At 71.8% G+C, this 20,726-nt stretch carries 21 protein-coding genes; 11 read left to right on the top strand and 10 right to left on the bottom strand.

Going from position 1 to position 20,726, the window contains the following annotated elements:
- Window positions 1-39 precede the first annotated feature (39 nt).
- Together ACIBI5_RS25750 and ACIBI5_RS25755 are read left to right on the top strand one after the other, a co-directional pair.
- Window positions 40-1,497 (top strand): MFS transporter, encoded by a 1,458-nt coding sequence (locus ACIBI5_RS25750; protein WP_397250880.1) that lies wholly within the window; start codon window positions 40-42, stop codon window positions 1,495-1,497.
- A gap of 60 nt (window positions 1,498-1,557) precedes the next feature.
- Entirely contained in the window at window positions 1,558-1,905 is a 348-nt protein-coding gene (locus ACIBI5_RS25755; protein WP_397250882.1) for a hypothetical protein, read from the top strand.
- On the opposite strand, the gene ACIBI5_RS25760 is transcribed toward ACIBI5_RS25755, so the two are convergent.
- Window positions 1,862-2,905, bottom strand: a complete 1,044-nt coding sequence (locus ACIBI5_RS25760) for a hypothetical protein (RefSeq protein ID WP_397250884.1) — start codon at window positions 2,903-2,905, stop codon at window positions 1,862-1,864. The genes ACIBI5_RS25755 and ACIBI5_RS25760 overlap by 44 nt on opposite strands.
- 126 nt (window positions 2,906-3,031) lie before the next feature.
- Here ACIBI5_RS25760 and ACIBI5_RS25765 point away from each other — a divergent pair, with 126 nt between their 5' ends.
- A complete protein-coding gene (locus ACIBI5_RS25765; protein WP_397250886.1) occupies window positions 3,032-5,335 on the top strand; it encodes a glycosyltransferase in 2,304 nt (767 codons plus the stop codon).
- Complete coding sequence (locus ACIBI5_RS25770) at window positions 5,332-6,720, top strand: glycosyltransferase (protein ID WP_397250888.1); 1,389 nt, start codon at window positions 5,332-5,334, stop codon at window positions 6,718-6,720. Before ACIBI5_RS25765 ends, ACIBI5_RS25770 begins: the two co-directional genes overlap by 4 nt.
- Here ACIBI5_RS25770 and ACIBI5_RS25775 read toward each other — a convergent pair.
- Window positions 6,681-7,208 (bottom strand): hypothetical protein, encoded by a 528-nt coding sequence (locus ACIBI5_RS25775; RefSeq protein ID WP_397250890.1) that lies wholly within the window; start codon window positions 7,206-7,208, stop codon window positions 6,681-6,683. The two genes, ACIBI5_RS25770 and ACIBI5_RS25775, sit on opposite strands and share 40 nt — an antisense overlap.
- On the bottom strand, window positions 7,205-7,810 hold the full coding sequence (locus tag ACIBI5_RS25780; RefSeq protein ID WP_397251319.1) for a class I SAM-dependent methyltransferase: 606 nt from the start codon (window positions 7,808-7,810) through the stop codon (window positions 7,205-7,207). Before ACIBI5_RS25780 ends, ACIBI5_RS25775 begins: the two co-directional genes overlap by 4 nt.
- A 55-nt stretch (window positions 7,811-7,865) precedes the next feature.
- On the opposite strand from ACIBI5_RS25780, the gene ACIBI5_RS25785 reads away from it, so the two are divergent.
- Window positions 7,866-8,336 (top strand): MarR family winged helix-turn-helix transcriptional regulator, encoded by a 471-nt coding sequence (locus ACIBI5_RS25785; protein WP_397250892.1) that lies wholly within the window; start codon window positions 7,866-7,868, stop codon window positions 8,334-8,336.
- Between the two features lie 44 nt (window positions 8,337-8,380).
- On the opposite strand, the gene ACIBI5_RS25790 is transcribed toward ACIBI5_RS25785, so the two are convergent.
- Window positions 8,381-8,599: a hypothetical protein gene (locus ACIBI5_RS25790; RefSeq protein WP_397250894.1), complete on the bottom strand. Its 219-nt coding sequence runs from the start codon at window positions 8,597-8,599 to the stop codon at window positions 8,381-8,383.
- A gap of 10 nt (window positions 8,600-8,609) precedes the next feature.
- Window positions 8,610-10,136: an MFS transporter gene (locus tag ACIBI5_RS25795; protein ID WP_397250896.1), complete on the bottom strand. Its 1,527-nt coding sequence runs from the start codon at window positions 10,134-10,136 to the stop codon at window positions 8,610-8,612.
- A 102-nt stretch (window positions 10,137-10,238) separates the two neighbouring features.
- On the opposite strand from ACIBI5_RS25795, the gene ACIBI5_RS25800 reads away from it, so the two are divergent.
- Complete coding sequence (locus ACIBI5_RS25800) at window positions 10,239-10,844, top strand: TetR/AcrR family transcriptional regulator (protein WP_397250898.1); 606 nt, start codon at window positions 10,239-10,241, stop codon at window positions 10,842-10,844.
- Complete coding sequence (locus ACIBI5_RS25805) at window positions 10,841-11,947, top strand: alpha/beta hydrolase family protein (RefSeq protein ID WP_397250900.1); 1,107 nt, start codon at window positions 10,841-10,843, stop codon at window positions 11,945-11,947. Before ACIBI5_RS25800 ends, ACIBI5_RS25805 begins: the two co-directional genes overlap by 4 nt.
- A gap of 42 nt (window positions 11,948-11,989) precedes the next feature.
- On the opposite strand, the gene ACIBI5_RS25810 is transcribed toward ACIBI5_RS25805, so the two are convergent.
- Window positions 11,990-12,193, bottom strand: coding sequence for a cold-shock protein (locus ACIBI5_RS25810; protein ID WP_184964720.1), 204 nt, complete (start codon window positions 12,191-12,193; stop codon window positions 11,990-11,992).
- A gap of 188 nt (window positions 12,194-12,381) precedes the next feature.
- Window positions 12,382-12,954 carry a TetR/AcrR family transcriptional regulator gene (locus tag ACIBI5_RS25815; protein ID WP_397250902.1) on the bottom strand — a complete coding sequence of 191 codons (573 nt, stop codon included), beginning with the start codon at window positions 12,952-12,954 and terminating at the stop codon, window positions 12,382-12,384.
- A gap of 117 nt (window positions 12,955-13,071) precedes the next feature.
- On the opposite strand from ACIBI5_RS25815, the gene ACIBI5_RS25820 reads away from it, so the two are divergent.
- Entirely contained in the window at window positions 13,072-14,496 is a 1,425-nt protein-coding gene (locus ACIBI5_RS25820) for an MFS transporter (RefSeq protein ID WP_397250904.1), read from the top strand.
- Here ACIBI5_RS25820 and ACIBI5_RS25825 read toward each other — a convergent pair.
- On the bottom strand, window positions 14,493-14,645 hold the full coding sequence (locus tag ACIBI5_RS25825) for a hypothetical protein (RefSeq protein WP_397250906.1): 153 nt from the start codon (window positions 14,643-14,645) through the stop codon (window positions 14,493-14,495). The genes ACIBI5_RS25820 and ACIBI5_RS25825 overlap by 4 nt on opposite strands.
- A 4-nt stretch (window positions 14,646-14,649) precedes the next feature.
- The gene (locus tag ACIBI5_RS25830) at window positions 14,650-15,342 is read right to left on the bottom strand and encodes a hypothetical protein (protein ID WP_397250908.1); all 693 of its coding nucleotides are present in this window, start codon (window positions 15,340-15,342) and stop codon (window positions 14,650-14,652) included.
- A gap of 215 nt (window positions 15,343-15,557) precedes the next feature.
- Between ACIBI5_RS25830 and ACIBI5_RS25835 the strand changes: the two genes are divergently transcribed.
- Both ACIBI5_RS25835 and ACIBI5_RS25840 read left to right on the top strand, forming a co-directional pair.
- Window positions 15,558-17,486, top strand: a complete 1,929-nt coding sequence (locus ACIBI5_RS25835) for a tetratricopeptide repeat protein (RefSeq protein WP_397250910.1) — start codon at window positions 15,558-15,560, stop codon at window positions 17,484-17,486.
- Window positions 17,487-17,549: 63 nt separating this feature from the next.
- Window positions 17,550-18,575: a hypothetical protein gene (locus ACIBI5_RS25840; protein ID WP_397250912.1), complete on the top strand. Its 1,026-nt coding sequence runs from the start codon at window positions 17,550-17,552 to the stop codon at window positions 18,573-18,575.
- Window positions 18,576-18,590: 15 nt separating this feature from the next.
- Here the strand turns inward: ACIBI5_RS25840 and ACIBI5_RS25845 are convergent, their stop codons facing one another.
- Entirely contained in the window at window positions 18,591-19,856 is a 1,266-nt protein-coding gene (locus ACIBI5_RS25845; protein WP_397250914.1) for a serine hydrolase, read from the bottom strand.
- Between the two features lie 86 nt (window positions 19,857-19,942).
- Between ACIBI5_RS25845 and ACIBI5_RS25850 the strand changes: the two genes are divergently transcribed.
- Window positions 19,943-20,467 carry a helix-turn-helix transcriptional regulator gene (locus ACIBI5_RS25850; protein WP_397250916.1) on the top strand — a complete coding sequence of 175 codons (525 nt, stop codon included), beginning with the start codon at window positions 19,943-19,945 and terminating at the stop codon, window positions 20,465-20,467.
- Window positions 20,468-20,726 lie beyond the last annotated feature (259 nt).

The raw sequence follows: 20,726 nt of genomic DNA on the forward strand, positions 1-20,726 counted from the left end.
CCTACACTGTTGGATTAACCCAACACTGTAGGAGGAAGCATGGAAGGCCATCCGCGACGCTGGGCGATCCTGATCGCCATCTGCGCGGCGCTGCTGGTGATCGTGATGGACAACACCGTCCTGCACGTCGCCCTGCCCGCGATCACCGCCGCGTTCGGCGCCACCGCCGCGCAGCAACAGGCGATCGTCGACGCCTACGTGATCGTCTTCGCCGGGCTGCTCATCGCCGCGGGAGCCGCCTCCGACCGCTACGGCCGCCGGCGCGCCATGGTCATCGGGCTGACCGTGCTCGGCCTGGCCTCCGCCGCCGCCATCGCCGCGCCCTCGACGTGGTGGCTGATCGGCGCCCGCGCGCTCATGGGCGTCGGCGCCGCCCTGGTCATGCCGGCCACGCTGGCCGTCCTCGTCCAGGTCTTCCCCGCGCGCGAACGGCCCAAGGCCTTCGCCGTGTGGGCGGCGGCCGCCTCCGTCGCGATGGCGGCGGGGCCGGTGCTCGGCGGCTACCTGGTGGACGCCTGGAGCTGGGCGGGCGTCTTCCTGATCAACGTGCCGCTCGCCGGCGTGGCCGTACCGGCGATCCTGTGGCTCGTCCCCGAGTCGCGCGACCCGCGCGCCCGCCCCGTCGACCCCCTCGCCGCCGCACTGGTCACCGCCGGCATGGTCGCCCTGACCACCGCCATCATCGCGCTCGGCGAGCACGGCCGCCCTTCGCCGCTCGTCCTCGCCTGCGCCGGGGCCGCCGTCCTCGCCCTCGCCGCCTTCGTCCTGCGCCAGCGGCGGGCGAGCACGCCGGTCGTCGAGTTCTCGCTCTATCGCGACCGGCGCTTCGCCGGAGGCAGCGCCGCGGCCGCCCTGCTCACCGTCGGCACCGGCAGCGCGCTGTTCGTCCTCACCCAGTACCTGCAGCTCGTCCTCGGCTACGACGCCCTGCGGGCCGGGCTCGCGGTGATGCCACTGGCCGCGGGCACCGTCCTCGGCTCGGCGGCCGGCGCCCGCGTGCCCTCCCGCATCGGCCCCCGCGCCACGATCGTCATCGGATTCGCGATCACCGCCGCCGGCTTCGCGCTCCTCGCCGCCCTCACCCCCGGCAGCTCCTACCCTCTCGTCGCCGCCGGACTCCTTCTGGCGGGCGCCGGCACCGGGCTGGCGGGACCGTCCACGACGACCACGGTGCTCGGCGCCGTCCCGCCGGAGCGCGCGGGCATGGGCTCGGCGCTCAACGACACCCACCAGCAACTCGGCATCGCGCTCGGCGTCGCCGTCCTCGGCAGCCTGCTCGCCGCCACCTACCGCACGGGCCTGCCCGCCGCCGTCCCCGACGCCGCGCGCGCCTCTCTGGCCGCGACCCTCACCCACGACACGGTACGTCTCGACGCCGCCCTCGCCACGGCCGCCAGGGAGGCCTTCACCGGCGCCCAGACCCTCACGATGCTGACCGCCGCCGGCTGCGCCCTCGCCGGGGCGGCCATCGCCGCGACCGTCCTGCGCCGGGATTGACCTCCACCTGGCTTGAGGTCGCAGGCTGGGCCCAGCGTCCATTGATCAAGGGAGAACACCGTGCTCAAGCTTGGCGTCACGCTGCCGCCGTCCGGCGTGGACGAGAGCGCCGGCGTGCGCGAGCATGCCCGGCACGCCGAAGACCTCGGCCTGGAGTCCATCCGGATCGGCGACCACCTGATCCCGGTGCGCCCGTATCCCGACAGCACCATCGTCCTGGCCACCGCCGCTGACGCTCAGAGCGACCCGACCACGGCGTTGACCGCCGCGAGCAGCGCACCCCCCACCAGCGCGACCACCAGAACCACACAGACAATTCTCGCCCAGGACTGCACCCCGCCATCCTGCCGCCGAAACGCCCAGGTCACAACCGGGGCTTCCGGCGGGTCCACTTGTCCAGGACCTTGAGCACGGGGTCGCCCGGCCTCACCACGAAGGCGTCGCCGTCCGTACGCCCGGCGTCGCACCAGGCCCAGACCACGAACCCGACCACGCCCGCCGCGAACTGCGCCGACATCTTGACCGCGTAGGCCCTGGCCCGGCCGCGCAGCCCGCCGGTCTCCTTCGGGTCGATCCCCGCCTCGCCCACGAACAACGGCTTGTCCAGCGCCCTGCACTGCGCCAGCCGGATGGCCAGCCCGTCGAACCGGTTGCCCGGGATGGCCTGGTCCGGCTCGTGGTAGTCGTGGTACTCGCACACGTCCAGCGCGGGTGAGGCGTAGACCTCCTGGTAGTTCTGCGCGGCGGTGCCGCACTGGCCGCCGCCCATCGTGCCGAGCGTGAGCAGGTGCGCGGGCGAGGCGGCCTTGGCCACGGCGCCCACGTCGTCGGCGAAGTCGCGCAGCGCCTCGGTCGCGCCCGGCCCGCACTCGGCGGAGTCGGCCGGCTTGGCCTCCGCCTCGTTCACCAGCGTCCACATCGCGATCGCCGGGTCGTGGCGGTAGCGCCGTACGGCCTCGGCCACCCAGTCGCGGTAGGAGACGGTACCGCCGGGGTCGATCTCGCGGTAGCCGCTGCGGTACCAGCTCTCGGTCTTGTAGCCGCTCCACTCGCATTTGCCCCATTGGTCGGTCAGCACGGGCAGCACCTTCACCCCGTGCCTGCGCGCTGTGGCCAGCATGCGGTCGAGCGCGCGCCAGTCGCGCCTGCCGTCCTTGGTGGCCAGCCGCTGGAAGAACCAGACGCGGATGACGTTGCCCCGCATCTGGCGCAGCGACCTGCCCAGCGACATGGGATACCAGCAGTTTCCCTCGCTGGCGGCGTTGTAGACGTTCAGCCCGGCCATGACGTACGGCCGGCCGTCAAGCGTCAGCCGGGTCCCCTCGGCGCGCACGAACCCGGGCTCGGGACCCGGCACCACCGGCAGGAGCGCCATCAGCATCCCCACCATCCACAAGCCCATCGCCATCCCCCTCACATTGTCGGCGCGTCCCCGTCCAACCTGCGGAAACGCCGTATACCCTGCCCGTTGATCCACTCTGCCTGACATGAACCGTCAGGTCGAGTAAGTCCGAGCCTGCGTCTGGAGATGCTGGTGAGCTTGGCCGTGGTGATGCCCGCCTATTGCGAAGAGGGCAGCCTGGAATCGACGGTTGTGGACTTCCTGACCGTCCTGGACGGAACCGATCACCAGGTGATCGTGGTGAACGACGGCTCGTCGGACGCGACGGGCGAGGTGGCCGAACGACTGGCCGAGCGCTTTCCCGGCCGGGTGCTCGTGATCCATCACCCCGCCAATCAGGGGTACGGCGCGGCCGTACGGACCGGCATCCAGGCCGCGCTCAACTCGACGGACGCCGAGCTGATCTTCCTGACCGACTCCGACGGCCAGTTCCGCGCCAGGCAGCTGCCCTGGTTCGTGGAGCTGGCCGGCGCCGAACGGGCCGACGCCGTCATCGGCTACCGCTCGCGCCGCGCCGACCCGCCCGCGCGCCGGATGTTCGGCTGGCTGTGGACGCGCCTGTGCCGGGCCCTGCTGCGCATCCGCGTGCGTGACATGGACTGCGCGTACAAGCTGCTCGACCGGCGGCTGCTGGAGAACGTCTCCTTGCGCGGCGACGCCGCCACGATCTCGCCCGAGCTGCTCGTCAAGATCCAGGCCAGGGGCGCCCGCGTGGTGCAGCGGCCGGTGGACCACTTCCCCCGCGAGCACGGCCACCAGACCGGCCTGCGCCCGGCGGTCGTGCTGCGCTCGCTGCTCGGCCTGGGGCGGCTGTGGGCGAGCATGTTCCGCCACAGCCCGGCCGGGCGGGCCGCGCACCGGTTGTTCCGCCCGCATGACTCGGCGCTGGCCTGGCTGACCGTGGTCGCGGTCGCGCTGTCGGTGGCCGGGAGCGTGTACTTCGCCGACGTGCCGCTGTCCTACCCGGACGCCGTCTCGCACCTGCTGATCTCACGCCGGGTCCTGGAGTCGCCGACGCCGGGGTTCGCGCAGCTGGGCGGCGTCTGGCTGCCGTTCCCGCACCTGGTGGCGTTGCCGCTGGTCTGGGTGGACTCCTGGTATCTGTCCGGCCTGGCGGGCTCGCTCATCTCGATGGCGGCCTACGTCCTGACGACCCGCTACCTGTACCGGACCGCGCGCCTGCTCACGCACAGCCGGGCCGCGGGCCTGACGGCGGGCGGGGTGTTCATGCTCTGCCCGAGCGCCCTGTACCTGCAGAGCACGCCCATGACCGAACTGCCGCTGCTGGCGTGCCTGGCCGCGGCCACCTACCACCTCACCCGCTGGTGCCGCACCTGGGCGCCGCGGCACCTGGCCGCGGCGGGCGTGGCGTCGCTGCTGGCCACGCTCACCCGGTACGAGGCGTGGTTCTTCGTCCCGACGGCGGCGGCCGTCGTGATCGCGATCACCTGGACCCGTTCGCCGCGCGGCAGCAGGCTGCGCAGGGCCGAGGCGCACGTGATCTTCTACGGGCTGCTCGCCTGCGCGGGCATCGCGGGCTGGCTGGCCTGGAACACGATGATCTTCGGGGATCCGTTCTTCTTCCACCGCGGCGAGTTCTCCAGGCCCTCGCTGTGGGTGTCGGGCACCGAGGTCACGACCGGCGACTGGATGGTGTCGGCACTCACCTACGCCTACGCGGTCGTGGGCAACATGGGGCCGGTGCTGCCGGTGCTCGGGGTGGCCGGGCTGGCCGTACACCTGATGCGGCGGCGCTCGCCGGTGCCGCTGGCACTGCTGGTGTTCGCGCCGTTCTTCGTGTACGCGCTGTACGGCGGCCAGCGCCCGCTGCACGTGGAAGAGGTCACCGGCAGCCTGTACAACGTCCGCTTCGGCCTGGTCATGCTGCTGCCCGTGGCGCTGTTCTGCGGTGGCCTGGCCGCGGAGGTCAGGACGCTCGTCACCGCCCTGCGGCTCAGGATGGCCCGCGTGCCCGCCGCCCGGCTGCGCACACTGGGCCACGTCTTCGCCGGCGCGGTGGTGGTCTCCTGCGCGGTGAGCGCCGCCGCCTCCGGCATCGACACCAGGCGCGAGGCCGAGGCCTTCCGCGCGACCGGCGTCGAGCGCGCCAACAGCACGGCCGCGCAATGGCTGCGCACGCACTACGACGGCGGCCGCGTGCTCATGGCCTCCTTCGGCAACGAGACGATGACGTTCGACTCCCACCTGCCGCTGTCCTCGATCCTGTACGAGGGCAGCTTCCGCCGGTGGGAACCGGCGCTGCGCGACCCGGCGGCCAGCGATGTGCGCTGGATCCACCTGCGGCGCACACCGGGCCATCAGGATCCGGTCTGGCGGGCGCTGGGCGAGTCGCCCGAGCTGAACCGCTACACGCTGGTCTACGAGGATCCGTACCGGCGCATCTATCGCTTCTCCGGCATCGGGAGTTCGGCATGACGCAGCGGACCCTGCCCACGACCTCCGTACCGGAGAACGGCAGCGCCCGCCGGCTCCTGAGCCGCGGCCAGGCGCTGGCCGCGGCCGCCACGGCGCTGCTGGCGGGGGCGGCCGCGATGGCCGACCCCGCCCTGACCGGCCTGGTGCTGACCGCGGCGGCGAGCGTGCTCTACGTCGCCGTCATCGCGTTCAAGGTGCTGCTGACCTACGGGCACGACCGCTCGCACGTGATGCGGTTCGGCCCGGGGGAACTGCCGCCGGACGACGAGCTGCCCGCGTACACCGTGCTGGTGCCGCTCTACCGTGAGGGCAACATCCTGCGCGACCTGCTCGAACGGCTGGCCGCTCTCGACTATCCGCACGATCGGCGGCAGATCCTGCTGCTGGTCGAAGAGGACGACGAGGAGACCAGGGACGCCCTGCCGGGCGCGTTGCCGCCGGGTTTCGAGGTCGTGGTGATCCCGGCCGGGCACCCGCGTACCAAGCCCAAGGCCTGCAACGTCGGGCTGCGGCACGCGCGCGGCGAGTTCTGCGTCATCTTCGACGCGGAGGACCAGCCCGAGCCCCTCCAGCTGCGCAAGGCGGTGGCGGCCTTCCGCAGCTCGCCGCGGTGGATGGTGTGCGTGCAGGCCGAACTGCAGTACTGGAACCCGTGGACGAACTGGCTGACCCGCTGCTTCGCCGCCGAGTATGCCCACAACTTCGGGCTGTTCCTGCACGGCCTCGACCGTTTCCGGCTGCCGATCCCGCTCGGCGGCACCTCCAACCACTTCCGCACCAGCGCCCTGCGCGACCTCGGCGCCTGGGATCCGTACAACGTCACCGAGGACGCCGACCTCGGCATCCGGATCGCCAGGCGCGGCTGGAGCGTGCGCATGATGGAGTCGGTGACGCTGGAGGAGGCCAACTGCCGGCTGGGCAACTGGCTGCGCCAGCGCAGCCGGTGGATCAAGGGCTACTGCCAGACCTGGCTGGTCCACATGCGCGCCCCGGTGCGGTTGTGGCGTGAGCTGGGCCCGCGCGGCTTCGCCGCCTTCCAGCTCGCCATCGGCTTCTCCACGCTCACCACGCTGCTCAACCCGATCTTCTGGGCGATGACCGCGCTCTACCTGGTCGCGGGCTCGGGCCCGATCGCCGGGTTGTTCCCCGGCCCGGTCCTGTACACGGCCGTGGCCTCGATGCTGGCGGGCAACCTGCTGCTCATGCACGGCTACATGGCGGGCTGCCTGGAGCGCGGGCTGCACGCGGCGGTGCGGACGATGGTGTTCGTACCGGTCTACTGGGCGCTGATGAGCGTCGCCGCCTACCGCGCCCTCTGGCAGCTGCTGCGGCCCAGCCGCCGCCACTACTGGGAACTGACCGAGCACGGCCTCATCGACGCCTGACGCTTCACCCACAACCCGGCGAACCAGGCGAGCAGCCCGACCCCGAGCTGCTCCCACCCGAACCCGCTGCCGGGCCCGACCGGCAACCCCCTCCCGTGTACGGCCAGCGTCGTCGTGACCACGATCGCGGCGACCACCGCCCACGCCGTGGTCATCACCGCGACGGCCCAGCGCTCCCCCCGCCGGAACGCGGTCAGGGCGATCCACCCGAGCAGGACGAGCAGCCCGGCGGCCATGGCCGCGCTGTCCAGGACGTGCGCCCTGGCCAGTTCGGTGACCAGCGTGGCCATGCCGTCCCGGTCGGCGCCGGGTCCCGCCACCGACCAGAAGAGCGTGAGCAACGGCTCCTCCAGCGCGAGCATGACCAGGCCGAGCACGACGAGCCAGGCGGCCGCCCGGTCCCGTCCGATGCGGCCGGAGAGCGCGGCGAGAACGAGCGTGGCGGCGAGACCGACCAGGGCCCAGGCCAGGGCGATCTGGGCGGTCATGGCAGGTTCACCGCGCCGTGCCGGGTCATCAGGTAGGCGGCGTGGCCGGGTATGAGGCGCCGCCGTCCGGTCGCGGTCGTCCGGGTGAGGCGCTCGATGGCGAAGTGGCCGCCGAAGCGCTCGCGCACCTCGCCGGGCTCCATGGGCCGCAGCCTCTCCCAGCGGCGCGGCTGCCACTCGAAGCACCAGAGCAGGAACCGCGCGCCCGGACGCGCCAGCGGCACCACGTTGTCCACGTAGCGGTCGCGGCGGGGCGGCGACAGGTCGTCGAGCGTCCCGTAGTCGACCAGGACGTCGAAGTCGCCATGATCCTGGCGGAGCCGGGTGAGATCGTCCTCGACGAAGCGCACGCCGGTTCCCGCCCTGGCCGCGTTCCTGCGCGCCTTGGCCAGGGCGGCGGAGGCGAAGTCGAGGCCGGTGACCTCGAAGCCGTGCCGGGCCAGGAAGATCGCGTTCGCTCCGGTCCCGCAGCCCAGGTCCACGGCCCTGCCCGGCGTCAGCCGTCCGGAACGCACCAGCTCGACCAGCTCCGCACGCGGCCCGATCTCCCAGGGCATCCGGGCCAGCCGGTAGCCGAGGTTGTAAAGGTGGCGAGAGTCCATCACGGTGCTAGCATTTACTCAAACCATCTAATAGTCAATTGATTTGAGTATCAAATTGTCGAAGGATCCGAAGGACGAGCTGGCCCGCGAGCTGACGGGCGAGCTGTTCGAACTGAGCATGGCGCTCGACCTCATCGGGAACGCGTCCGCCGGGCAGATCGGGATCAACCAGACCGACCTCATGTGCCTGAACCTGCTCGTCCGCCACGGCCCCATGAGTCCCGGCCAGATCGCCGCCGCCCTGGGCCTGACCACGGCGGCGATCAGCGCGATGGCCTCCCGGCTGGAGGCGGGCGGCTACGCCGCCAGGGAGATCGACCCGAAGGACCGGCGCCGCGTCCTCATGCACGCCTCGCCCCTGGGCGCGGAACGGGCGTTCGGCCTGTTCGACGACTTCTTCCGGGCCGCCACGGAGTTGTTCGGCACCACCTCGGAGGAGGACCTCAGGCGGCTGGCCGGCCTCCTGCGGAGCTTCCGCCACCTGCTGACCGAACACGCCCAGGCCATCCGCGACCGGCCCGCGTAGCTCGGGCAGGTTGTGGACGATCGCGTTGTGCACGAGGTTCGTCGTCATCCGCGGCAGGAGCTCGGGGTGACCCCGTGGTGCGGGCCGTGGCGGGTGGCATCCGTGATGCGGGTCAGCGGGGCGAGCATGCGTCCGGCGAGAACCCACCCTCCGGCGAGGCCGGACACCAGCGGGAACGCCAGCACCAGGAATGCCCGCGGGAGGAAGTCGCGCAGCAGGCCGACCCGGTCCGGAAGCAGGCCGTCGCGGATGGCCCGCGCCATGAAGGGTTCGTCATCGAGTTCCGTCGCCGGCGTCGTCCTCACCCAGGGGACGGACATGCCGGAGGACCACAAGGCACAGCACGGTCGCCACGACGATGGCGACGCCCCCTGCGGCCGAGGCGATGTTCACCCCGGTGGTGAACGCTTCCCGAGCCGCCCGCACGACCTCGGCGGGCACCTGGCCGGCGACCGAGAGCGCCCCGGAAAGGCTGCCGGTGAGGTGAGCGGCGACCTCGGGCGAGGTGCCATCGGGAGCGGTCATGCCGGCGGTGTACAGGGCGGTGCCGAGGCTGCCGAGCAGGGCGACGCCGACGGCGAGGCCGAGTTCCTGGACGGTCTCGGACATCGCGGCGGCCGATCCGGACTTCGAGACCGGCGCGGCGCCGACGACCATGTCGGTGCCCAGGGCGGCGATCGCGCCCAGCCCCAGGTAGATGAAGGCGAACCCGGCCACCACAGCCGCGGCGTCGCCGGTGCCGGCCGTCGCCAGCAGGGCGTACCCGATCACCGACAGGCCCAGCGTGGCGGCCATGACCAGCCCCGGGCGGACCCGCCGGGCGACCAGGGGCGCTCCGATGGCGGCGGCGAACATCGCCAGGGCCGGTGGCCCCATCCACAACCCCGCGGTGAAGGGGGTGAGGCCCTCGACGAGCTGGAGGTACTGGGTGACCAGGTACATGGTGCCGCCGACGCCGACGAGCCCGATCAGCAGCACGGTCAGCGCGGCGGAGAAGGCCCGGTCGGTGAACAGGGTGACATCCAGCAGGGGTGAGGCCAGACGGCGCTGGCGGCGCACGAACACCACACCCGCGAGCACACCGGCGGCGAGCAGGAGCACCGTGCTCGCGTCCGCGCCGTCGGCGGCGGCGTGCTTGACGGCGTAGATGACCGGCAGGATCGCCGCCAGGGACAGGGCGACACTCGCCGGGTCCAGCCGTCCGGCCCGCGGGTCGGCGTACTCGGGCAGGAGGGCCTTCGCGCCGGCCAGGACGACGACCGCGACGGGGACCGCGATCAGGAACGCCGCACCCCACCAGAACGCGTCGATCAGCGCGCCGCCGACCACGGGCCCCGCCGCCATGCCCAGGGCGAACATCGTGGCCCAGACCCCGATCGCGATCGCCCGCTGCCGCGGGTCGCCGAACATGTTGGAGATCAACGACAGCGTCGAGGGCATCAGCGTCGCCCCCGCTACTCCCAGCAGGGCGCGGGCCAGGATCAGCAGTTCGGCGCTGGGGGCGAAGGCCGCGAACACCGACACGACCGCGAAGGCCGCCATCCCGATCAGCAGGAGGCGACGCCGGCCGATCCGGTCGCCCAGGGTCCCCATCGTGATGAGCAGCCCGGCGATGAGGAACCCGTAGGCGTCCATGATCCACAGCGTTTGCGTCGCCGATGGATCAAGGGCTCCGGCCAGGCTCGGCAGCACCAGGTACAGCACGGTGACATCCAGGCCCAGCAGCACCGTCGGCAGCGCCAGCAACCCCAGGCCTGCCCACTCGCGCGCTCCGGCACGCCGCGTCGCGACCTCTGACATGCGTCCTCCTCCGTTAGATATTTGAACGATAGTACAAGTAGAACTATCGTTCAAATACCTATGAATCGGTATCACCGTACCGGATTTTGGTACAGTACGGCGATGATGATGGGAGAACGAGGAAGAGGCCGGGCCAGTGGGCGGCGGCAGGAAGTGCTGGGGCACGTGGTCGCGGTGATGATCGAGCGCGGGTTCCACCAGACGCGGTTCAAGGACGTGGCGGCGGCGAGTGGCGTGGCGATCAGCACGTTGCAGGTGTACTTCAGCACGCGCGAGGACATGCTGGCCGAGGCGCTGCGCACGTCCACCCGAGCGGAGGTGGACTCGATGCGGGCGCGCGTCGGCGAGCTGAGCGACCCGTGGGATCAGCTGGTCGGGCTGATCGATCGGGGCTTCGCGACGCCGGTGCCGGTGTGGCGGATGCTGATGGAGTTCTGGACGGCGGCCGCCTACGACGAAGAGCTCCGCGCCCACAGTCACCAGCTGCAGGCGAGCTACCGCGCTCCCTTCGAGGCCGTGCTGAACGCGGGGATCGACGGCGAGGCGTTCCGGACCCGTCACGAGGTCGCGGTGATCACCGATCTGATCGTCACCACGCTCGACGGCCTCCTCTACCCCAGGGTCCTGGCTCAGCCTCGGCCCGCCGGACCCGACCTGCGGGACCTTCTGCTGGATCAGCTGCGCGCGACGCTCGGGGTGACGCGATGAGAACGATCATGGCCGTCCTCCTGCTCGCCGCACTGCTCACGGCGCCGGTACGGCCCGCCGCGGCCACCGGCGGCATCCTGCTGGAAAGCCGCCCGTTGGCCGTGCCGGCCGAACTGGCCGCCGCCGGTGCGACAGGTTTCCGGATCCGGTACGTGTCCACCTCTCCGAAAGGCCGCCGGATCGAGGTGACGGGCGCGGTGTTCCTGCCCTCGGGAACGGCTCCGCCGGGCGGCCGGCGGGTCGTCTCCTGGGCTCACGGCACCACAGGTGTGAGCGATCGCTGCAGCCCGTCCCGTGACCGCGAGCTCGGCGGCTATGGCTATTCCGGCTACCTCGCCGGGTTCGTGCGCAGGGGTTACGCGGTCGCCGCGACCGACTACGAGGGGCTGGGAACCCCGGGCGTACACCCGTATCTGATCGCCGAAAGCCAGGCCCGCTCGGTCGTGGACGCGGTCCGGGCCGCCCGGGAGCTGAGCCCTGACATGTCCCGGGCCTGGCTGACGGTGGGACACTCCCAGGGCGGGCACGCGGCCATGGCGGCCGGCGAGATCGCCGCCGGGTACGGCAAGGGCCTGGACTTCCGGGGAACGGTCGCGCTCGCCCCGGTCACCGACAACCGGCCGTACGTCGACCAGCTCTCCCGGCTGCGGCCCGTCGACCACGGCTACTACATGGCGATCCTGGCCGGGCTGTCCACGCAGCATCCCGGCCTGCGCCTCGCGGACTATCTCGGACCCCGGGCCCGCCGCGAGTACCCGCGCATCCACACCACCTGCATGACGGACCTGACGAACCGGCTCACGAAGCTGAACCTGCCGGGCACCGAGTTCACTCCCGCCACCGGTGCCGCGACCGCGAAACTGCGCGGGTGGCTCGGCGACAACGCGGTCCCCCGCGCCCGTTCCGCCGCGCCCATGCTGGTCGCGCAAGGACTCAACGACGTGCTGGTCTCACCGGCGCAGACCGCGAAAGCCGCCGAGCACGCCCAGGCACTCGGCACGGCCACCAAGCTGATCACCTACCCCGGCACCGACCACTTCCAGATCCTCACCTCGTCGGCCCCGGACGTCCTGCGCTGGATCGACGCCCGCTTGCGCCGTTGACCGCACAAGCTCTTCGCCGTGGTGGATGCCGGGGCCGTGAGGTCAGGAAGGCACGATGTTCTCAGCCTGGAGGCCCCGCTGCCCCTGGACGATGTCGAAGGAGACCTTCTGGCCCTCCTGCAGTTCCCGGTAGCCCTGGGCGGCGATGTTGGAGAAGTGCGCGAAGACGTCGTCGCCGCCGCCGTCCTGCTCGATGAAACCGAAGCCCTTCTCTGCGTTGAACCACTTCACGGTGCCTGTTGCCATGCCAGCTCCTAAGACTTGCGGGTGGATCGGGATCGCGCGGTCGCGGAAGCCGACGATCACCCTGGCCCGACGTGGGATGAACGATGAACACCAGCGGGCCACTACTAGTTCGTCGACACAAAGATACCTCAGAGTAGTGGATCAACCACACAACGCGACGACAGCCGGCCCCACCGGCTCCCGAGGCCTCATTCCTGGCCGTTCAGCGCCCGGATGATGTGATCGATGATCGCCTGGATGCGCTCAGGGGTGGTGGCCGGTTCCAGCCGCAGGAGCGGCCGGTAGTAGAGCGGGGCATACAGCAGGTCGATGGCGAGCTCGAGGTCGGCGCCCTCGGGTAGCTGTCCTTGCGCCTGCGCGTCGCGCAGCCGTTCGACGGCGGCGGCTCTGCGCGGCCGGAGCAGGTCGTGGGTCAGCGCCCGGGAGAGCGCGTCGTCGTGCTGGGCTTCGGCGATCACCCCGAGATAGGCCGTCCCGTGCACGAGGGCGAGCACGGCCGTCATCTGGGCGCGCAGGTCGGCGACCAGATCGCCGGTGTCGGGGAAGGCGGTGCTCTTCGGCACCTCATCGATGATCGCCTCCAGCACGACCGCGCCCTTGGACGACCACCAGCGATAGATCGTCTTCTTGCTCACGCCGGCGCGGGCCGCGATCGCCTCCACGGTCACGCGGCCGTATCCCAGCTCGGCGCACAGATCCATGGCGGCGTCCAGGATCGCCCGCCGGCTCTTCTCACTGCGCCGGCTCTCGTTCGGTGTCACTGACCCAGCCTACAGGAAACGACACGTGGCGTGTTGACAAGACTCTTCGGCCGCGCCCACAATGCCGAACATAACGACACGCGCCGTGTCGTGTCGCGTCATAAGGAAAGGAAGCTTGTGAAATCCCCTTCTCGCCGGCTCGCCCTCATCGTGCTCTGCGCGATGCAGCTCATGATCATCCTGGACGGGACCATCGTCACGGTCGCCCTGCCCACCATCCAGGACCAGCTCGGTTTCACCCAGCCCGGCCTGGCGTGGGTGATGAACGCCTACCTCATCGCCTTCGCCGGCCTGCTGCTCCTGGCCGGACGACTCGGCGACCTGCTGGGCGTCAAGCGGGTGTTCATCGCGGGAGTCGCCGTGTTCACCCTGGCCTCGCTGCTGTGCGGGCTGGCCGAATCGAGCGCGCTGCTGATCGCCGGCCGTACGCTGCAGGGAGTCGGCGCCGCGCTGGCCTCGGCCGTGATCCTCGGCATGATCGTCAAGCTGTTCCCCGCCCCCGCCGAACAGGCCAAGGCCATGGCCATCTACAGCTTCACCGCGGCGGGCGGCGGCGCGATCGGCCTGCTCGCCGGCGGCGTCATCACCCAGACCATCGGCTGGCACTGGGCCTTCCTGGTCAACGTACCGATCGGCGCGCTCGCGCTGGTGCTCGCCACACGCCTGTTCGCCGCCGACCGCGGCCCCGGTCTCGGCCGCGGCGCCGACATTCTCGGCGCGGCACTGGTCACCGCGGGCCTGTCCCTCGGCATCGCCGCCATCGTCACCACCACCATCCTGTACGGCCTGGCCGCGGCGGCACTGCTGGTCGCGTTCGTGATCCGCCAGGCCAGGGCCGCCCAGCCGCTGGTCCCGTTGCGCGTCTTCGGCAACAGGACGTTGTCCGGCGCCAACCTCGCCACGATCCTGCTGTTCGCCGCCGGGTTCGGCTTCCAGTTCCTGACCGCCCTGTACCTGCAGCGCGTCCTCGGCTTCGACTCCCTGCAGACCGGGCTGGCCTTCCTGCCGGGCCCGCTGGTGATCGGCGTGATCTCGCTGTTCGCCGCGGCGCCGCTCACCGCGCGGTTCGGCGTGCGTACCGTCCTGCTGACCGGCCTGTCGGCGATCGCGGTCGCGCTGATCCTCCTGAGCCGCGCACCCGTCGACGGTGACTACCTGGTCGAGATCATGCCGGTCCTGGCCCTGATGGGCCTCGGTATGGGACTGGCGATCCCCGCCCTCATCATGCGAGCCATGTCGGGGGCGCGACCCGCGGACGCGGGACTGGCCTCCGGCCTGACCAACACCGCCCAGCAGGTCGGCGCCGCGCTCGGCACCGCCGTGATCGCCACCATGGCCACCCTGCGCACCGACACGCTGATCGGCCAGGGCGTCGCCACCGTCACCGCCGAACGCGACGGCTACAGCCTCGCCTTCCTGATCGCCGCGGGCTTCGTCGTGGCCGCCATCGCGGTCGCCGCCTTCTACGACAAGGCGACCAACCCCACCCCCATCCGCGAAGAAGCCGAGCGAGAAAGGACCAACGCCCCGAACCCGGCCTAGCCGGGTCCGTCCTCGCGCAGTTCGCTCAGCCGTTCCTGGGCGAACGAGCGGATCTCCTCCTCCTCGGCTCTGACAGCGTGCTCCAGGAGGCTCCAATCCTCCACGTCGGACAGGCTCGCGGCGGCCGCGGCGGCGAACAGCCTGGTCACCGGGTCACCTGCCTCCAGGCGGATGACGATGCATCCGGGCGATGCCGTCCTTGACGGACCGGGGCCCGGACGGGTTGCGCAGCCCGGACGAGCGCAGGGGGACCCCGCCGCGCGGGCCGGCCGCGGCCAGGCGTGGTCCGGGACCTCCCGGGCGGCGCAGGTCGTCCAGGATGCGGCGCATCGGGTCGGTGACGCGGCGGCGCACGATGGGAGCGATCACCTTGCCGGTGCCCTCGCTGCCCTCACGCAGAATCTTCCTGACCGCCTGCCGCGAGGCCAGCACCCGAGCCGTCGCGACCGTCGCCGCCACCGCCCCGCCGAAGATCAGTGCCTTGGCCACGCCGACCGCGGTGAACACCGCCTGCGTGCCCGCCGCCACCTTCACCGCCGACACCACGGAAGCGGTGCCCTCCAGGGCCACCGGCATCACCTTTATGGCCGCGTTCGCCTGGGCGGTGTGGCCACCCTGCGCGTCGGTCCTGCTCCAGTGGTTGCCCATGCTGGTGGCGGACTCGCCCCGGTAGACCTGCTGGGTGGCGCGGACCGCCGAGTCGGCGGCGTGCCCCGAGGGGGCCGCACCGGACTGGGCGACCCGCGCGGCGTTGCCCTCGGCTCTGACGTCGTCCTCGTTCATGTTCGGCCAAGGACCGAGCATCTGCATCATCCCCGCCGCCTCGGGGGGAAGCGTCACAGCCACGTGCGGCCGAGGTTCTGGGCGGCGAACGAGCGGTTCCGGCGCCTGCTGACCGACTGGAGCTGATCCGCCGGCCGTACCGTGGCGCAGCGAGTGATCTTGACGGGGGCTACGATCGGGCTTGACCCCCCGGGAGGTGCGCCCATGGACGCCGCGACGGTCGCGATCGACGTCAGTGAGGCGGACGGCGCCGCCGTACCCGCGAAACCTCGCGGAACTTGAACGAGCCCACCGGCCCGCGGTCCGCCGCGCTGGGCGGCGCCAACTCCGGCATCATCATCACCGGAGACGGCGCCCAGCTCGGCGCCTCCGCCCTGCCGCTCCCCCGCCCCGGCGACGTGCCGGCGCCGCGCGGGCTGAGCAACCTCACCAAGCCGCCGGCCCTCGACTTCGTCGGCCGCGCCGACGCGCTCGCCGCCCTCGGCACCGCGCTGAACGGCGCGGCCTCCGTCGTCGTCTCCCAGGTCGTCTACGGACTGGGCGGCGTCGGCAAGAGCGAGCTGGCCCTGCAACACGCCACGGCCAACCGCGAGCACTACCGCGTCATCTGGTGGATCACCGCCGAGTCGCCCGAGCAGATCGAGGCCGGCCTGGCCCAGCTCACCCGCTTCCTCGTGCCCGAGCACCCGGTGGAGGTGCCCACCCGCCAGGCCGCCGTCTGGGCCAAGACCTGGCTGCTGGAGCACGACGGCTGGCTGCTGGTCCTGGACAACGTGCACAACCCCGCCCAGGTACGCGACCTCCTGGCCCAGATGCGCGGCCACATCATCGTCACCACGCGGCGCGACCTGGGCGCGCGGGCCTGGCGGGTACGCGAGCTCATCGCCCTGGACGTGCTGTCCCTGGAGTCGGCCACCGACCTGCTCATGCTCAGCGCGGCCGACGGCAAGGACCGCGAACCCGCCGCCCGCCTGGCCGCCGCGCTCGGCTGCCTGCCTCTCGCCATCGAACAGGCCGGCGCCTACATCGAGGAAACCCACGGCGACATCACCGCGTACCTCACCAAACTCGACGAGACCTTCGACCTCTACGCGCCCGTGGCCCATCGCGGCGACCCCGAGCAGACCATCTCGAAGATCTGGCGGATCAGCATGCGGGAGGTCGGGCAGACCAGCCCCACCGCTCTGGCGCTCCTGCGCGCGTTGTCGTGCTTCGCCCCCGACGACATCCCGCTCACGCTGTTCGACGAGGCGGCGCTGGGCGACCTGGCCCTGCTGGCGTCCTACAGCCTGGTCAAGCGCAGCGCGGGCGGCGTCGCCATCCACCGGCTGGTCCAGAGCGCGGTCCGCGCGGAGGCCAGGGACGCCCACCTCCTCGACGCGGCGGCCAGGGACGCGCTGTCCATGCTGCTCACGCGGCTGCCCGAGCGCCGCGCCTTCGCCCTCGACGAGTGGCCGGAGGGGCTGTCGCTGCACCCGCACGCCGTCGCCGTGGCCTCGCTGATGCCGGTCCACAAGCCCTCGATTTCGCTGGGCAGGCTCCTGCGCGACACCAGCCGCCTGCTCAACCTGCACGCCCGGTTCAAGGAGGCCTTCCCGCTGGCCGAACGCGCGCTGACGCTCGCCGAGGACCGGTTCGGCCCCGACCATCCCGCGCTGATCGGCTTCCTGACCAACCTCGCGGCCACGCTCAGCGGCCTGCGCAGGGACGACGCCCTGCGGCACGCCGCGCGCGCCGTCGCGATCGCCGAGGCCTCCCTCGGCCCCGGCCACCGGGACCTGGCCCCCCGGGTCGGCAACCTGGCCGCCGTCTACATCGACCTCGACCGTGCCCACGACGCGTTGCCGATGGCCCGCCGCGCCCTGTCCATCGCGACCGCGACGCTGCCGCCCGGCCACCCCGACCTCGGCCGCCACCTGGGCAACCTGGCCGCCGCGCTGGCGGGCGTGGGCGATCACGAGCAGGCGCTCGCCCTGGAACTCCAGGCGCTGGACCTCACCGAGCGCGCCCTGCCCGCCGACCACCCCGAGCTGGTGGTACGGCTCGGCAACCTCGCCCTGGCCCACCACGCGACTGGCGACACACAGCAGGCCATCGGCTGTGCCGCCCACGCCGTGACCCTCGCCGTCCGCATCCTCGGCCCCCGCCACCCCACGACCGGCTGGGCCCAGCACCTGTCCCGCCACCTCGTCAGCCACCACCCGTGAGCGCTCAGCCGTTTCTCAGGGTCCCTCAGGCCCTTCACAGCCGTACGGGCCCATGCTTTGAACATGTTCAAGAGATGGCCGGAAGCCGCCGGATACGCGGCCGCGACATGGTCGGCCGGTTACGCCCTGCTGGGCGTCACCTGGCTGCTGGGCTGGAACACCTTTCCCTGGGGCAGGGCCGCGGAGGATCCGCTGGATCCGGGCGACGACCGCGATTTCCTCGTCCTCTTACAAGCGGCCGACGCGGCGCCCGCGGCCATCGCACTCGGCGCGGCGGGCGCGGTCGTGGGACTCGCCATGGCCAGGGGGTTCACGCACGCCCGGTGGCCGCTCGCCGGATTCGGCGCGGCGGCCGCGGTGCTGCTGGCCGTGATCGCCCCGGACGGGCGGGCGCTCATGGTTCTCGGCTACCTGCCGATGCTCATCGGCGGGCTGCCGTTCGGCTGGCCGCCGGTCGATCTGGGCGAGGTGTTCACGTGGTCGCTGTGTCACCAGTTCGTCCTCCTGGCCGGCGGGCTGCTGTGGGGCCTGACCACGCTCGCCCACGTCCGGCGCGGCCGTGGCGCGTGCGCCCACTGTGGCGGCGCGGCGCGCTGGTCGCGTGCCCAGTTGCTGCGGTGGGGCCGGATCGCCGCCTACACGGGCGCGGCGATCCCGCTGCTGTATGCCGTGACGCGGTGGGCGTGGGGGCTGGGCCTCGCCGTGGGCATCGGGGCCACCGAGCTGGCCGCGATGCACGAGAGCGGGCTGGTCTGGGCGGGGGTCGGGCTGGCCACGTTCGGCGCGGTGGGCGCGGCGCTCACGCTCGGGCTCGCGCATCGATGGGGCGAGGTGTTCCCGCGCTGGATCCCGGTGCTCGGGGGCAGGACGGTCCCGGTGTGGCCGGCCGTGGCGCCGGCCGCGCTCGTGACCATGGTGCTGGTCAACGCCGGCTGGCGCATTCTCGTGGGCGCGTTCGTGACCGTCGACCTGTCCAATCCCATGGCGTTGTGGCCGCTGTGGGGACTGGCCGTGGGGGTGGCGACCGTTGCGTACTGGTTGCGGTGCCGGAGGGAATGCCTCCAGTGCGCGCGGCCGGCTCTCGTCTGAGCCGGTGGCGGGCGATCAGGTGACGGGGCGGGCGGTGACGTCCTGGCCGGCCCAGTTCAGCGCGACCTCGCCGGTCGCCAGGAAGTCCAGCTCGACCTCACCTTTCATCCTGGCGTAGAAGCGCGTTTCTGACATGGGCCGCAGTTCTGTCCTGACCAGCCCCTGCACCTCCACCATCAGCTGGTCGCCGTCGCGCGTGACGTCCATGGTGGAGGTACGGCCCATGTACCGCATCGTGTAACGGCCGGTGTACCGGTCGAGGACGACCGGATCGACGGTGACGAAGACCCTGCGGCCGGGCAGCTCGTACGGCTCGCCGCGGGCGACAGCCGCCAGACCGGCCTCGATCTCGGCGAAGGCGGCGTTCTCGATGTTGGACAGCACCGTCACGAAGAGGTCGTCACGACGGTAGTGCGCCGAGACACTGACGAAGCCGATGGCACCGCCCGCGCTTTCGACCCGGTCACCGCGTACCGCACAGCCGTAGCCGGTCCCGTCGGCTGCCGTGTGCGGCTTGACCAGCTCCGCGAGCGATTCGGGGCGCAGCAGGCGGGGCAGGCCGCGGTTCCATCGGAGCAGGTCCTTGGCTGTCGAGTGCAGGGCGCCTGCGGCGTCCTGGCTGGAGGAGTGCACGCGCGGGGTGCGGGTGAGGCGGCCGTCGCTCGCCATGTAGCCGAGGGCGTGTCCTGCCGCGGGATCGCCGGTCAGGCCGCTGCGCTCCATGGCCAGTGGCTCGAAGACCTGCCTGCGCAGGTACGCACCGTAGGTCAGGCCGGACGACCGCTCGATCACCTCGCCGAGCAGGACCCAGCCCGAGTTGCTGTAGCTCATCCGCGCGCCGGGCTCGAACAGCAAAGGCCGGTCCTTGAAGCCGGCGATGAGCGCCGCTCTCGTGCGCGGCGTCCCCATGGCGCGGGTGAAGCCGTCGGTGGTGACGTAGTCGGGGATGCCCGAGGTGTTGGTCAGCAGGTGGTGCAGCGTGATCGCGTCGCCGTGCGGGTAGCCGGGCAGGTGGTGGCCGATCGGGTCGGTGAGTCGGAGCCTGCCCTTTTCCCGCAGGCGCAGGATCGCGATCGCGGTGAAGGTCTTGGTCTGGGAGCCGATCCTGAACGCCGTGCGCGGCGTGTTGGGCACGGCGTGTTCGTGGTCGGCGTGGCCGTACCCCCTGGCGAACAGACGGCGGCCCCCGCGGGCGACCAGCACCGCGCCGCTGAACCTGCCGAGCCGCGTGTACGCGCGGACGAGCGCGTCCATGCGCCGGGAGAGGAAGAACATGCGCATAACTCCATTTTGAATATTCAAGTTTGATTATCAGAGCATGGGGCGGCTGATATGGTCAACCTTGACTATCGCGTGGAGGTGTTCGAGTGTCGTCGACCCGGTTGCTCGTGCTGGGGGTGCTCCATGAGGGGCCGCGTCACGGATACGAGATCAATCAGCTCGTCACGGCCGGGTCGCTGGAGCAGTGGACCGACGTGAAGGCGGGATCGGTCTATCACGCCCTGGCCAAGCTGGAGAGCGAGGGGCTGGCCGAGACACATGCGGAGGAGCGCACCGGCGACCGGCTGCGCCGTATCTACGGGATTACGCCAGAGGGCCGGCACGCGCTGCGCGACCTGCTGCGTAAGGCGCTGTCCGCTCCCCCGCACTCCACCACGTCCGGCTTCGCGCTGGCGCTGCGCTGGCACACGTTGCTGGACCCGGGCGAGGCGCGGGAACTGGTGGAGGCCTCCTCCCTGGCGCTGGAGAGCCGGCGGGCGGAGATCGCCGCGGGGCGGAGGGCCAAGGAGGGGCTGCCGCCGCTGGCCGACGTGCTGTTCGACAACGCCGAGGCGCATCTGGCCGCCGACGCGAAACTCCTGGCGGACATCCGGCGCCTGCTCGCCCGATGACAGCGGTCCTACCCGGCCGCCGCCGGCACAGCCAGGAGGGGCCCCCACGCGGAGGACCGCGTCATGGAGTCGCGCCCCGTCCCGAGCGCTGTCGGTGAGCGCCAGGCCCGGGGCCTTTGGTCGTCGGTGCGGGCGTGGCGGGCCCGCCGGATCGTTTCCCCGTTCGGGCGCGGCATGGCCGGCCCGCGTTCCAGGAACGTCGTGGCCGCGTCGCTCCCCTGGCGCGGTGGCTGATCCCGGCGAACAATGCGCTGGAGGG

This window comes from Nonomuraea sp. NPDC050540, from assembly GCF_044457485.1.
GTDB lineage: Bacteria > Actinomycetota > Actinomycetes > Streptosporangiales > Streptosporangiaceae > Nonomuraea.